At 66.9% G+C, this 13,030-nt stretch carries 12 protein-coding genes; 10 read left to right on the top strand and 2 right to left on the bottom strand.

Going from position 1 to position 13,030, the window contains the following annotated elements:
- Positions 1-11 precede the first annotated feature (11 nt).
- Genes ugpA through ugpC form a run of 3 tightly spaced genes read left to right on the top strand, consistent with a single transcriptional unit; the run spans position 12 to position 2,887 of the window.
- Positions 12-890 (top strand): sn-glycerol-3-phosphate ABC transporter permease UgpA, encoded by an 879-nt coding sequence (gene ugpA / locus CSAL_RS13855; protein WP_011508030.1) that lies wholly within the window; start codon positions 12-14, stop codon positions 888-890.
- Complete coding sequence (ugpE, locus tag CSAL_RS13850; protein WP_011508029.1) at positions 890-1,735, top strand: sn-glycerol-3-phosphate ABC transporter permease UgpE; 846 nt, start codon at positions 890-892, stop codon at positions 1,733-1,735. Before ugpA ends, ugpE begins: the two co-directional genes overlap by 1 nt.
- Before the next feature lie 39 nt (positions 1,736-1,774).
- The gene (gene ugpC / locus CSAL_RS13845; RefSeq protein ID WP_011508028.1) at positions 1,775-2,887 is read left to right on the top strand and encodes a sn-glycerol-3-phosphate ABC transporter ATP-binding protein UgpC; all 1,113 of its coding nucleotides are present in this window, start codon (positions 1,775-1,777) and stop codon (positions 2,885-2,887) included.
- Here the strand turns inward: ugpC and CSAL_RS13840 are convergent.
- On the bottom strand, positions 2,881-3,813 hold the full coding sequence (locus tag CSAL_RS13840; protein WP_011508027.1) for a 2-hydroxyacid dehydrogenase: 933 nt from the start codon (positions 3,811-3,813) through the stop codon (positions 2,881-2,883). The genes ugpC and CSAL_RS13840 overlap by 7 nt on opposite strands.
- Positions 3,814-3,907: 94 nt before the next feature.
- Positions 3,908-5,311, bottom strand: a complete 1,404-nt coding sequence (gene ehuR, locus CSAL_RS13835; RefSeq protein ID WP_011508026.1) for a MocR-like ectoine utilization transcription factor EhuR — start codon at positions 5,309-5,311, stop codon at positions 3,908-3,910.
- Between the two features lie 182 nt (positions 5,312-5,493).
- Here ehuR and doeA point away from each other — a divergent pair, with 182 nt between their 5' ends.
- The 7 genes from doeA to CSAL_RS13800 all read left to right on the top strand — a co-directional run bounded on the left by doeA (position 5,494) and on the right by CSAL_RS13800 (position 12,910).
- Positions 5,494-6,693: an ectoine hydrolase DoeA gene (doeA, locus tag CSAL_RS13830; protein WP_035413636.1), complete on the top strand. Its 1,200-nt coding sequence runs from the start codon at positions 5,494-5,496 to the stop codon at positions 6,691-6,693.
- 31 nt (positions 6,694-6,724) lie between these two features.
- Entirely contained in the window at positions 6,725-7,741 is a 1,017-nt protein-coding gene (gene doeB / locus CSAL_RS13825) for a N(2)-acetyl-L-2,4-diaminobutanoate deacetylase DoeB (RefSeq protein ID WP_011508024.1), read from the top strand.
- Positions 7,742-7,760: 19 nt separating this feature from the next.
- Entirely contained in the window at positions 7,761-8,237 is a 477-nt protein-coding gene (locus tag CSAL_RS13820) for an Lrp/AsnC family transcriptional regulator (protein ID WP_011508023.1), read from the top strand.
- Positions 8,238-8,243: 6 nt separating this feature from the next.
- Complete coding sequence (locus tag CSAL_RS13815; RefSeq protein WP_011508022.1) at positions 8,244-9,137, top strand: LysR family transcriptional regulator; 894 nt, start codon at positions 8,244-8,246, stop codon at positions 9,135-9,137.
- Between the two features lie 208 nt (positions 9,138-9,345).
- The gene (locus tag CSAL_RS13810; RefSeq protein WP_224113744.1) at positions 9,346-10,146 is read left to right on the top strand and encodes a formate dehydrogenase accessory sulfurtransferase FdhD; all 801 of its coding nucleotides are present in this window, start codon (positions 9,346-9,348) and stop codon (positions 10,144-10,146) included.
- A 113-nt stretch (positions 10,147-10,259) separates the two neighbouring features.
- Entirely contained in the window at positions 10,260-12,680 is a 2,421-nt protein-coding gene (locus CSAL_RS13805; protein WP_011508020.1) for an FdhF/YdeP family oxidoreductase, read from the top strand.
- Positions 12,680-12,910, top strand: a complete 231-nt coding sequence (locus CSAL_RS13800) for a hypothetical protein (RefSeq protein ID WP_035413643.1) — start codon at positions 12,680-12,682, stop codon at positions 12,908-12,910. Before CSAL_RS13805 ends, CSAL_RS13800 begins: the two co-directional genes overlap by 1 nt.
- Positions 12,911-13,030: the final 120 nt, after the last annotated feature.

Here is a 13,030-nt window from a genome sequence, read left to right as displayed (position 1 = left end):
CGGGAATTGTCATGAGCGCTCCGTTCCAGCATCACCGCGTCACGCCCTGGCTGCTGATGGCCCCACAGCTGGCCATCGTCCTGGTGTTCTTCTTCTGGCCATCGCTGCAGGCCATCGAGCAGGCGTTCTACGTCGAGGACGCCTTCGGCCTGTCGCGGGAATTCGCCGGTCTGGCCAACTTCCAGGCCGTCTTGAGCGATGCGACGTATTACCAGGCGCTGGGGACCACGCTGGTCTTCTCGCTGGCTGTGGCGCTCGGCGCGATGAGCATCGCGCTGGGGCTGGCGGTGATGGCCGACCGCGTCGTGCGTGGCGCCCGCGGCTACCGGACGCTGCTGATCTGGCCCTACGCGGTCGCGCCGGCGGTGGCCGGTGTCCTCTGGCTGTTTCTGTTCGACCCCACGCTGGGCCTGGTCAGCGGTGCGCTGGGTCATCTGGGCATCGCATGGGATCACAAGCTCGACGGTGCCCAGGCCCTGGCCCTGGTGATCATGGCCTCGATCTGGAAGCAGATGAGCTACAACTTCGTGTTCTTCCTTGCCGCCTTGCAGGCGGTGCCCAAGAGCCTGCTGGAAGCGGCGGTCATCGACCGGGCGGGGCCATGGCGGCGTTTCTGGACCATCACGTTTCCGTTACTGTCGCCCACCGCGTTCTTCCTGCTGGTGATGAACTGCGTCTATGCCTTCTTCGAGACCTTCGGAACCATCGACACGGTGACCGCCGGCGGCCCGGGCGGCGCGACCACCACCCTGGTGTACAAGGTCTACCAGGATGGCTTCGTCGGCCAGGACATGGGCGCCAGCGCCGCGCAGTCGGTGTTGTTGATGGCCCTGGTCGGAGGGCTGACCTGGGTGCAGTTTCGCTACCTGGAACGAAGGGTGCAGTACTGATGCGTTATCGTCGTCCCGGTCTGGATTGGCTGAGTCATGGATTGCTGGGGCTGTGCTGCCTGCTGTTCGGGCTGCCGGTGTGGCTGGCCGTCACGGCCAGCACCCATACGCTCGGCGACCTCTACTCGCAAACGGCGCCGCTGGGATTCGGCGACGCCGGCCTGGACAATTATCGCGAGCTGCTCGGCGGGGCGGTCGGCGGCCTGGGCACCGACGTGACGACCCTGCTGGTGAACTCGACGCTGATGGCACTGGGCATCGCCGTGGGCAAGATCGCGATCTCGGTGCTGGCGGCGTATGCCATCGTCTTCTTCGCCTTTCCCTTGCGGCGGCTGTGTTTCTGGCTGATTTTCATCACCCTCATGCTGCCGGTGGAAGTGCGCATCCTGCCGACGTTCGAGGTGGTCGCCGACCTGGGGCTGCTGGACAGCTACGCGGGGCTGATCCTGCCGCTGATCGCCAGTGCCACGGCGACGTTCCTGATGCGGCAGTTCTACCTGACCGTGCCGCCCGAGCTGGTCGAGGCGGCGCGCATCGACGGTGCCGGCCCCTGGCGCTTCCTGCGTGACATCCTGCTGCCGCTGTCGAAGACCAATCTCGCGGCACTGTTCGTGATCATGTTCCTGTACGGCTGGAACCAGTATCTGTGGCCGTTGCTGATCACCAACGATGCCGATTACCTGACCATCGTGGTCAGCCTCAAGCGCCTGTTGACCAGTGCCGATGGCCTGGTGCCGTGGCACTACGTCACCGCCACGGCGGTGCTGGCGATGCTGCCGCCCATCGGAGTGATCCTGTTGATGCAGCGCTATTTCGTGAAAGGGCTGGTCGACAGCGAAAAATGAGCGCGTCCGGGGCCGACCGGCGCCCAATGAGGATTCGATATGGCGACCTTACGACTCGACGGAATCCGCAAACGCTATCCCAATGGCATGACGGCCCTGCACAGCATCGACCTGAGCGTCGCCGATGGCGAGCTGATCGTGGTGGTCGGGCCGTCGGGGTGCGGCAAGTCGACCTTGCTGCGTATCCTGGCGGGGCTGGAGCCGATCACCGCGGGCGAGCTCGCGATCAACGGACGGCGCGTCAACGAGCTGGAACCCGCCGCGCGCGACATCGCGATGGTGTTCCAGAATTACGCGCTGTATCCGCACATGAGCGTGGCCGGCAACATGGCCTATGCCCTCAAGAACCGAGGCACGCCCAAGGACGAAATCCGCCGTCGGGTGGCGAATACCGCCGCCTTGCTGGGGCTCGACGACCTGCTCGAGCGACGTCCGCGCCAGCTCTCCGGCGGGCAGCGGCAGCGGGTGGCGATGGGGCGGGCGATCATCCGCGAGCCGCAGGTGTTTCTCTTCGACGAGCCGCTTTCCAACCTCGATGCCAAGCTGCGGGTGCAGATGCGTCTGGAAATCCGGCGCCTGCAGAAGCGACTCGGCATCACCTCTGTCTACGTCACGCACGACCAGGTGGAAGCGATGACGCTGGCGGATCGCCTGGTGGTGATGAACGGCGGTCACGTCGAGCAGTGCGGCACGCCGATGGCGCTCTACGCACGACCGGCGACACGTTTCGTAGCCAGCTTTTTGGGCTCGCCGGCGATGAACTTCCTGCCCGTGACGGCGCACGCTGGCGGTGTGGTGCTGCCCAATGGCGCCCAGGTCGCGCTTCCCGCGATCCTGCCCGAGGGAGACGCGGCGACCCTCGGCATCCGGCCGGAGCACCTCGTCGAAGCGACTGCCTCGGGGGAGGCGGCCGCGACACTGGACGTGACGGTCGAAATGCTCGAACCGCTAGGCGCGGACACCCTGGCGTATACGCGCCTGCCCGGTGTCGAGACCTGGCTGGTGGTGCGCCTGGATGGCGCCCACGCCGCCCGCGAGGGGCAGCGCTTGTCGCTGGCGTTGCCGGTGGCTCATTGCCATGTCTTCGATGCCCGGGGCGCACGGGTGCCGATGACGGGGCGCGAGGACGCCGAGGCGCTCGCGGCTCAATAACCCGCCTTGGGGTCCACGGTGTCGATGGCCTCGCCGGCATGCATGGCGCCGAGAGCCTTGGCGACCTGCTCGGCGGCCTCGTCGACGGGGGTCGGTCCGGCCATGTGCGGCGTGATCCACAGGCGCGGATGCGACCACAAGGGACTGTCGCCGGGCAGCGGCTCCGTGGGGAAGGCGTCGAGCATGGCGCCGCGCAGCCGGCCGTTTTCTTCCTCCCCGGTGCCCAGCGCCTCGAGCAGGGCGGCCTCGTCGATCAGCGTGCCGCGCCCGGGATTGATCAGGCCGGCGCCGTGGGGCAGCGCGGCCAGCGTCTCGTGATTGATGACGTGTCGCGTGGCCGGGGTGTCGGGCAACAGCGTGACCAGGGTATGGACCTGTTCCAGCAGGGTCGTCAGGCCATCGTCGCCGTGATGGCAGGTGATGCCATTGATGGCCTTGGGCGAACGGCTCCAGCCATGCACCGGGTAGCCGTCTTCGGCGAGACGCTGGGCGACGTGCAGTCCGATGGCACCCAGGCCGAGCACCCCCACACGCCACTCGCGCTTGGGCGTGACGGCATGTTCCCGCCACTCGGCACGGTGCTGCTGGCGACGGTAGCGGTCGAAGTCGCGCTGGAAGTGGAGCACGCCATAGCGCACATAATCGGCGATCAACTCGCCCATGCCGGCATCGCGCAGCTTGACGATGGGAATGTCCTGGGGGAGCGAGGGATTGTTGAGCAGCGCATCCACGCCGGCGCCGAGGTTGACGATCCCCTTGAGCGCGGGCTGAGCGTCGAACAGCGAGGCCGGCGGCTTCCATGCCACCAGGTAGTCGGCCTGGAAATCGCGGGTTTCGCCGCTGATGGCGAAGGTGGCGTCGGGCAGCCTCGCGGCGAGTCGTTCCTTCCAGAGCGCGGCGTCGTCGGCATGAATCAGGATGCGCATGAAAACCTCGTGGCGTACGAATCGATTGGCGTGCGGATCGATGATGAATGAGTGGCGTGCGTGACGGCGGGCAACCGCCCGGTGCGTCATCGCGTCATACGTTTTGTAGCATTGGTGGCGGGGCTTCGCCGAGCAATCGCGCGAGAATCGTCAGGCCCTGATCGAAACGCTCGAGGTCGTTTTCGGCGCCGAGGCTCAGGCGGACACGTTGCGGCGGCGCTCCCTGTCCCACCATGAACGGCTGCGCGGTGGCGATCGCCAGGCCTTCGCGCAGCGCTTGCTGCTGGAGCTCCTCGGCACGCCACGCGCGTGGCAAGGCGAGCCAGACATGCAGCCCCGTGGGGCGCGAGGCCATGACATGGCCCTGCAGGCGTGAGCGGGTCAATTGCTGGCGTTCGGCGAGCAGCTGGCGCTGTTCCTCGGCCAGGGCCTCGACGCTGCCATCGGCCAGCCAGCGGTCGGCGATCTCGAAAATCAGGGGCGTGGCCATCCAGCTGGTCGCGCGCAGGCGCGGCAGGGTGTGGTGCAACTGGCCGCGCGGCACGCTCAGGTAGCCGGCTCTCAGCCCCGGCACGGTGGCCTTGGTGAGGCTGGTGACATGAAAGCTCTGGCGCGGCAGACGAGCGGTCAGCGGCGTCAGCCCCGGGGGCTCGAGCAGGGCATGGGTGTCGTCTTCGATCAACCAGGTGCCGTGGCGTGCCAGCACCTCGGCGATGGCGTCGCGCCGGTCGGCATCCATGGTCGCGCCGGTGGGATTGTGCTGGGTCGGTGTCAGGCATACCGCACGCGGATGATAGCGGCGGCACGCAGCGTCGAGGGCCTCGGGAATCACGCCTTGCTCGTCGATCGCCACACCGCGCAGTTGCAGACCCAGCGTGCGCGACAGGGCGATCAGGCCATGGTCGGTGAGCGCTTCCGTGAGCACGACATCGCCATGTTGAACCAGCGTGGCGATGGCCAGCATGACGCCGTGGGCAGCGCCGTTGCACAGCACGCGGTCGTCGGGGGTGCCGGGGACGCCGAGCGTTTCCTGAAGCCAGTGACTGGCGCGCTCGCGCTGATGCGCGAGTCCGGCGATGGGGCGGCACGCGTCGATGGCGTCGGGATGCGCGCTGTCCGCCACCTCGCGCAGCGTCTCGCGAAAGCGCAGATGATGGCCGGGCGGACAGACGGGGTGGGCGATGGACAGGTCCACCGGCGCGCCCTCCGTGGGGAGGTCCGCGCTGCGCAGGTATTCCGCCTCCTGGCTGTCGTCGAGCGTGTTGATCCAGGTACCGCTGCCCACCCGGGCCTGCACCAGGCCCATCTTTTCCGCCTGGGCATAGGCCCGCGAGACGGTCTGGACGCTGACCGCCAGTGCGTCGGCGAGGCACCGATGCGGCGGCAGACGCGTGCCCGGCGTGAGTTCGCCCTGGCGAATGGCTTCGGCGAGCGCTCGGGCGATGGCGAGATACTTGGGCCCCTGGGACGGCAGATACGGAGTCAGGTCAATTGTCATGACACAATAAAGCCTTTGACGGCACGCTGAGCGTGAATGCTAGTATCGTCGGCGACGCATTGATCGACAATTGTACTGATTTTTCCCTTCCTTATGTCAGTACAATTCATTTCATCGAATGCATGGTCCTGCCTCCCGTCCGGGAGAACAGGGATGAGCAATTCTGTCGGGCGAGTGGCTTCATGTCTCAGGTTTCCCTGCCTTTCACTCGTGAGGAATACGCCAGCCGGCTGCACAAGGTGCGTTCGGCCATGGCGCATCGAGGGATCGACGTGCTGATCGTCAGCGATCCGTCCAACATGGCGTGGTTGACGGGCTACGATGGCTGGTCCTTTTATGTCCATCAGTGCGTGCTGCTCGGCCTCGAAGGCGAGCCGGTCTGGTACGGGCGTCGCATGGATGCCAACGGTGCGCTGCGCACCTGCTGGATCCATCCGGACAACATCACCTATTACCCGGATTATTACGTCCAGAATCCCGATATGCATCCCATGGAATACCTGGCGCAGTCGATCCTGCCGGATCGAGGGTGGCACAACGGTATCATCGGCATGGAGATGGATAACTACTATTTCTCGGCGAAGGCGTACCTGAGCCTCGTGCGTGAGCTGCCGCATGCCCGTTTCGAGGATGCCAATTCGCTGGTCAACTGGTGCCGGGCGATCAAGTCGCCGCAGGAAATCGAGTACATGCGTATCGCGGCGAGGATCGTCGAGGGCATGCATTCGCGCATCCTCGAGGTGATTCAGCCGGGCCTGCCCAAGAGCAAGCTGGTCTCCGAGATCTACCGGGTGGGCATCGAGGGCTGGACAGATCCCGATGGTCGCGTCTTCGGTGGCGATTACCCGGCCATCGTGCCCATGCTGCCCACCGGCAAGGATGCTGCCGCGCCGCACCTGACCTGGGACGATACGCCCTTCCGCCAGGGCGAGGGCACCTTCTTCGAGATCGCCGGGGTCTACAAGCGCTACCATGCGCCGATGTCGCGCACGGTGTTCCTGGGCACGCCGCCGAGTGCGTTCATCCGTGCCGAGTCGGCCCTGCTCGAGGGGATCGAGAACGGCCTGGCGGTGGCCAAGCCGGGCAATCGCACCGCCGACATCGCCATGGCGCTGGGCGCGGCGATGGACAAGTATGGCTTCGACCGGGGCGGGGCGCGTTGCGGCTACTCGATCGGCATCAGCTATCCCCCGGACTGGGGCGAGCGCAACATGAGCCTGCGCCCATCCGACGACACCATCCTCGAGCCGGGGATGACGTTCCACTTCATGCCGGGGCTCTGGGAGGACGACTGGGGCCTGGAAATCACCGAAAGCATTCTGATTACCGAGACTGGCTGCGAGACGCTGGCCAACTTCCCCCGCCAGCTCTTCGTGTGCTGAGCCGTGGGACGCGAGACGAGGAGAACATGACATGAGCAAGCGACCCAGCCCGGTGTCACCCACCGTCGATTTCGACGCCGAAGGCGTGCAGCACGGATTTCTCAAACTGCCGATCTCCACCGATGAGTCGGCCTGGGGCGCGGTGATGATTCCGGTCACCGTGATCAACAACGGCCCCGGACCCACGGCGCTGCTCACCGCCGGCAACCACGGTGATGAATACGAAGGCATCACCGCGCTGCTCAAGCTCAGCAACACGCTGCGGGCCGAGGACGTGCGCGGCCGCGTGATCATCGTGCCGATCATGAACGTGCCCGCCGCGACCGCCGGCAAGCGCACCTCGGGCCTGGATGGCGGCAACCTCAACCGCAGCTTCCCCGGGAACCCGGACGGCGGCGTCACCGAGCAGATCGCCGACTACTTCACCCGCGAGCTGGTGCCGATGTGCGACGTGGCGCTGGACTTGCATTCCGGCGGCCGTACCCTGGACATCCTGCCGTTCGCCGCCGCGCATCGCCTCGACGATCGCGACCAGGAAGCGCACAGCCTGGCCGGCGCCGTGGCCTTCGGCGCTCCGGTGGCGATGATGATGTTCGAGCTCGATGCCACCAAGCTGTACGACACCGCCGTGGAATCGCAGGGCAAGACCTTCGTGACCACCGAGCTGGGCGGGGGTGGCACCACGACGCCGGAGCGCATGGCCATCGCCGAGCGCGGCGTGCGCAACTTCCTGATCCATTACGGGTTGGTCGAAGGAACGCTGGAGACGCCCGCCGAGCCGCAGGTGTACGTGGACATGCCCGATGCGTCCTGCTACGTCCAGAGCGAGCACAGCGGCCTGCTGGAGATGGTCTTCGCACTGGGCGAAACGGTGCGTCGCGGCGATGTGATCGCACGCGTCTACGACATGACGCGCACCGGCAGCGAGCCGGTCGTCTACCGGGCTCAGCGCGATGGCGTGCTGGTGGCGCGACGTTTCCCGTCACAGCTCAACATGGGCGATACCATCGCGGTGATCGCGCAAGTCGTCGACAGTCTCGAGCGTTGAGGAAGGACCGCCACGCCGCATGAAACTCGACCGCTACGATCTCAAGATCCTCGACATCCTGTCGCATGACGGGCGCATCACCAAATCGAAGCTGGCCGAGGCGATCAACCTCTCGGTCAGCCCGTGCTGGGAGCGCGTGCGTCGCCTGGAGAAGGCGGGCGTCATCCAGGGCTATGGCGCACGCCTCGATCCGTCGCGGGTCGTCAAGCGCACTCCGGTGTGGGTGCAGATCGAACTCGGGACTCATCATGCGGCGAGCTTCGCGCGCTTCGAGAAGGCCGTCGCCGACACGCCGGAGGTGACCGAATGCGTGGCGGTGGGCGGTGGTGTCGATTATCTGGTCAAGTTCGAGGCCGATTCCATCGATGCCTATCAGCGCACCATCGATGCCTGGCTGATGTCCGACCTGGGCATCGAGCGCTACTTCACCTATATCGTCACCAAGACCGTGAAGCGCACCACGCCGCCGTTATCGCTGCACGACGACGCCTCGTAGCGCACCATGGATCATCGCCAACTCGCCTTTTTATGTGCCCTGGCGCGAGAGCGTCACTTCGGTCGCGCCGCCAAGGCGTGCCATGTGACCCAGCCGACCCTGTCGGCGCGCCTGCGGCAGCTCGAGGAGGAACTGGCCACGCCGTTGATTCGTCGTGGTCATCGCTTCGAGGGCTTCACCGCCGAGGGCGAGCGGGTCCTGGGCCATGCACGCCGCATCCTCGGCGAGTTCGAGGCCCTGCGCGGTGATCTGGCGTCCCCGGCGCCGCTGGTCGGCCGCCTGACCCTTGGGGTGATTCCCACCGCATTGAATGCACTCACCGAATGGCTGCCGACGCTGCGCGCCGCGCATCCCGGTCTGGTCCTGCGCGTGCGCGAACTGGCGACGCCCATGCTGGCGCAGGGGCTGGAGGACGGTGGCCTGGACCTGGTCATCGGCTATCTGGATGCGCCGGCGATGGCGGGGTTCGCGCACCGTCCCCTGTTCGACGAGTATCCCGCCCTGGTGGCGTCCCCTGCGCACTTTGCCTTGCCCGAGGCGCCGCAGTGGTCGCAGCTGGCCGAGTACCCGCTGTGTCTGCTGACGCCGGACATGCATCAGCGCCACTTGCTGGAAATGCGCCTGGCGGCTCACGGCTTGACGCTGACGCCCGCCCTGGAAACCGATGCCACCGCGGCATTGGGAGAGTGGCTGCTGGCGGGGCTGGGCGTGTCGATCCTGCCCGAGCAGTTCGTTCGCCGCCGCTGGTTGCAAGGTGGCGAGGGGGCGCTGGACCTCGTGGCGCGGCGCCTGCCCGGCGAGGGCGATCGCGTCGGCCTGCTGTGGCCACAGGGGACGCCGCGAGGACGTCGTCTGCAAGCCGTGCTCGACCTGTGGCAGATGGCAACCCCCGCGACTTGATCGAGGGGCTCTATCGATGCATCGCCTAGTTCGATTGGTCCAGAGGCACAGGGCGCGCTAGGGTGAAGGATAGAGGTCGCGCCGTCACCCGGACCGCAGGGTGGGCGTGCCTGCCGCACGGCGGTTCGAGACCGCGCCGAATCGTTGGACGGGCGTCGCGAGCGACGAGCCTCGCGCCGGTCATTATGTGTCCCGATGGAACCTTCACATGCCACCAGAGCCGATGACATCGCATGCCTTTTCCGCCATCGCGCGTTACGACGACCAGTGTGGCCGGCCGTTGCGTGCGCTGGAGGGCCCGCAGGAACAGCCGATCACCCTGACGCTCAACGACACCGCCATGGTGACGCTGCTGGCGACACCCGAGGCGCTCGAGCCACTGGCGCTGGGGCATGCGTTCACCGCCGGATGGATCGCACGGGCCGCGGAGGTGGAGGCGGTGCATCTGTCGCGGTTGCGCCATGGACTGGCGGTGCGTCTGTCGGTGTCGCCCCGGGTCGAAGAACGTGCAGCCGGGTTGCGGCGCGCGGATGCTTCGGTGTCGAGCTGCGGCGCCTGCGGGGTGGCCGAGGAGGCGCAGTTGATGCAGGGCCTGACGCGGCTGCCATCGCGCGCGCCGCTAGCGCCCGAGGCGCTGCTGAAGGGTATCGAGCGCCTCCAGCGGCATGCGCGTCCGGGGCTGCATACCGCCTTGGGTCTGGCGGAAAACGGCGAAGTGCTGGCACGCGGGGTGGACATCGGTCGCCATAACGCGCTGGACCGGATCATCGGCGATGGCTTGACGCGTCAGGCGATGCCGGCGGCGGTGCTGCTTTCCAGCCGCTGCAGCATGGAACTGGTGCAGAAGACCGTGCGTGCCGGGATCACCACGCTGGCCACGCTGTCGTTGCCTTCGTCCCTGGCGGTCGAGATCGCGCGGGCCTGCGACCTCAACCTCATCTGTTGCCACCGTGGCCGGCGTCTGGAGCGTCTCAGCGGCCCGGCGAGTGCCGACGACACGGTGACGTGACGCTGCGGCGCATCCGGCAGTTACCCTTTTTGTCCACGACTCACCGGTGCCTTTCCGGGCGGTTTCCACGGCGCCGTTGATCGCAGTATCGCTTATCACGTATCGAGTGCTTTATGTCTTCCACTGTCGAACCTTCCGCTTCCACTGAACGCGAGGTCGCCGACGCGGCGTCGCCGGACATGACGTCCCGGGTGCCCGCATCGGATCCGGCGCTGACCCGCGCGCCCAGCGTCGAACCCTACACCGGCCCGGCCGGGGGCTGGGGCGCGATGCATAGCGTGGGGCGACATCTCAAGCGTAGCCAGGCGCCGCTCAAGGGCGTGCGCGCCTTGCTGGCCACCAATCAGCCGCAGGGCTTCGATTGCCCCGGCTGTGCGTGGGGCGACCCCCTGCATGGCTCGTCGTTCGAATTCTGTGAAAACGGCGTCAAGGCCGTGGCCTGGGAAAGCACCAAGAAACGCGTCACGCGGCGCTTTTTCGAGCGTCATACGCTGAGCGAGCTGCGCGAGTGGGACGATTTCCGTCTCGAGGACCAGGGGCGGCTCACAGAGCCCATGCGCTACGACGCGACCCGCGATCGCTACGTGCCCATCGACTGGGACGCGGCGTTCGCCTTGATCGCCGAGCGTCTGGCGGCGCTGCCCGACCCCGACCGGGCACTGTTCTATACCTCCGGACGGGCCAGCAACGAGGCTGCCTACCTCTATCAGCTGTTCGTGCGCCTTTACGGCACCAACAATTTTCCGGACTGCTCGAACATGTGCCACGAGGCCAGCGGCGTGGGCATGAAGGCCAGCCTCGGTGTCGCCAAGGGTACCGTGCAGCTGGAAGACTTCGAGCATGCCGACACCATCCTGGTCTTCGGGCAGAACCCGGGGACCAACCATCCCCGCATGCTCGGCGATTTGCGCCGTGCGGCGGAGCGGGGCGCGCGCATCGTCAGCTTCAATCCGCTCAAGGAGCGCGGCCTGGAACGCTTCGCCGATCCCCAGAACAAGCGCGAAATGCTGACTCACGGCAGTCATCGCATTTCCTCGCATTACTATCAGCCCAAGATGGGCGGCGACATGGCGGCGGCACGCGGCATCGCCAAGGCGTTGTTCGCGCTGGAAGCGCAAGGCCGCTTCACGCCGGACCGCGACTTCATCGCCTCGCACACCGCCGACCTTGAGGCGTGGCGGGCACGGGTCGAGGCCACGCCCTGGGCGACCCTCGAGGATCAGGCCGGGCTGACGCGCAGCCAGCTCGAGGAGGTGGCGAGCATCGTCGCCGGCGCCGAGCGCATGATCGTGACCTGGGCGATGGGCATCACCCAGCACGAGCACTCGGTGGATACCGTGCGCGAGCTGGTCAACCTGCTGTTGCTGGGCGGACACATCGGGCGCCCCGGCGCCGGGGCGTGTCCGGTGCGCGGGCATTCCAACGTGCAGGGCGATCGCACCATGGGCATCGACGAAAAGGCCCCCGCCTGGCTGCTCGATGCCCTGGAGACGCGTTATGGCGTCGCCATGCCGCGCGCCCCCGGCCACAACACGGTGGGCGCCATTCGTGCACTGGAAGAAGGCGAGGCCGAGGTCTTCATCGGCCTGGGCGGCAACTTCACCCGGGCCACGCCGGACAGCCAGCGGACCGAGCGTGCCTTCCGCCGGTTGTCGCTCAACGTGCAGATCAGCACCAAGCTCAATCGCAGCCACCTGATGGTCGGTGGCGATGCCTTGATTCTGCCGTGTCTGGGCCGTACCGAGATCGATCGTCAGGGCGAGACCGGAGCGTCGCAGGAAGTCAGCGTCGAGGATTCGATGTCGATGGTGCATGGCAGTGCGGGGATCCAGGCACCGGCCTCCGAGTGGCTGCGTTCGGAGCCGGCGATCATCGCCGGGATCGCCGAGGCGACGCTGGCGCGGGTGCTGCCGCGCCGCGGAGTGGCGCCCGGTGTCGTCGACTGGGCTGGCCTGGTGGCGGATTACGATCGTATCCGCGACGAGATCGAGGCGGTGATTCCCGGGTTCGAGGATTTCAACGCGCGCTTGCGCCAGGCACGTGGTTTCTGGCTGGAAAACGCCGCCAGCCAGCGCCGCTTCGACACGCCGTCCGGACGGGCGAGCTTCTCGAGCGCGCCGCTTCCCGAGGCGGTGATGCATCAACGGCTGCAGACGCGTCGCGAGGCAGGCTGGCTGACCCTGCAGACGCTGCGCAGTCACGATCAATACAACACCACGGTGTACGGCTACGACGATCGCTATCGAGGCATCAAGGGCCAGCGTCGGGTGGTATTCGTCAATCCCGACGATCTGGCGAGGCTGGGGCTCGAAAGCGGCCAGTGGGTCGATCTGGTCGGTCTCGATCATGACGGCGAGCCCCGCCGTGCGCCGTCCTTCAAGCTCGTCGCCTATGACACGCCCGAGGGATGCGCTGCCGCCTATTATCCCGAGACCAATGCGCTGGTGCCGCTGGAAAGCGTCGGCGTGGGCACCGACACCCCTACCTCCAAGGCGGTGGCCGTGCGCCTGGAGCCCAGCCGGCGGATCGCCTGATGCGCTGGCGCGAACGGCTGGCGGCGCTCGACGACGCGGTAGTGATGGCGGCGGTCGAGCGCCATCGGCGTGGTGGAGAACCACCGCTGACGGCCACCCTGCTGGCCCTGCGCGAACTGCTCGGCGAGGTACCGCCGGCGAGTGCCGCGCGCGAACTGGGCGTGGAGCGTGCGCTGGTCGTGCGCGCCATGCACGATATCGAGACGCGCGATGCCAGCGCGACGGATTGAGGCGTCGTCGCGCATGGCGTTGCGACCAAAGTCGTGACGCGTCCCGGCGCGCATGACGCTACGCTATCGGTACTACATGAGCGTCGCCCGATACACAACGCTGCCAGGTACGCGTCGAAC

This window comes from Chromohalobacter israelensis DSM 3043, assembly GCF_000055785.1.
Classification (GTDB): domain Bacteria; phylum Pseudomonadota; class Gammaproteobacteria; order Pseudomonadales; family Halomonadaceae; genus Chromohalobacter; species Chromohalobacter israelensis.
Note: the sequence above shows the minus strand (reverse complement) of the source record. Positions and strands in the feature narration are given on the sequence as shown.

Bases quoted from the DNA above. Each gene is read 5' to 3' on its own strand.
- ugpA (WP_011508030.1), top strand. From the start codon at position 12: ATGAGCGCTCCGTTCCAGCATCACCGCGTCACGCCCTGGCTGCTGATG.
- ugpE (WP_011508029.1), top strand. From the start codon at position 890: ATGCGTTATCGTCGTCCCGGTCTGGATTGGCTGAGTCATGGATTGCTG.
- ugpC (WP_011508028.1), top strand. From the start codon at position 1,775: ATGGCGACCTTACGACTCGACGGAATCCGCAAACGCTATCCCAATGGC.
- CSAL_RS13840 (WP_011508027.1), bottom strand. From the start codon at position 3,813: ATGCGCATCCTGATTCATGCCGACGACGCCGCGCTCTGGAAGGAACGA.
- ehuR (WP_011508026.1), bottom strand. From the start codon at position 5,311: ATGACAATTGACCTGACTCCGTATCTGCCGTCCCAGGGGCCCAAGTAT.
- doeA (WP_035413636.1), top strand. From the start codon at position 5,494: ATGTCTCAGGTTTCCCTGCCTTTCACTCGTGAGGAATACGCCAGCCGG.
- doeB (WP_011508024.1), top strand. From the start codon at position 6,725: ATGAGCAAGCGACCCAGCCCGGTGTCACCCACCGTCGATTTCGACGCC.
- CSAL_RS13820 (WP_011508023.1), top strand. From the start codon at position 7,761: ATGAAACTCGACCGCTACGATCTCAAGATCCTCGACATCCTGTCGCAT.
- CSAL_RS13815 (WP_011508022.1), top strand. From the start codon at position 8,244: ATGGATCATCGCCAACTCGCCTTTTTATGTGCCCTGGCGCGAGAGCGT.
- CSAL_RS13810 (WP_224113744.1), top strand. From the start codon at position 9,346: ATGCCACCAGAGCCGATGACATCGCATGCCTTTTCCGCCATCGCGCGT.
- CSAL_RS13805 (WP_011508020.1), top strand. From the start codon at position 10,260: ATGTCTTCCACTGTCGAACCTTCCGCTTCCACTGAACGCGAGGTCGCC.
- CSAL_RS13800 (WP_035413643.1), top strand. From the start codon at position 12,680: ATGCGCTGGCGCGAACGGCTGGCGGCGCTCGACGACGCGGTAGTGATG.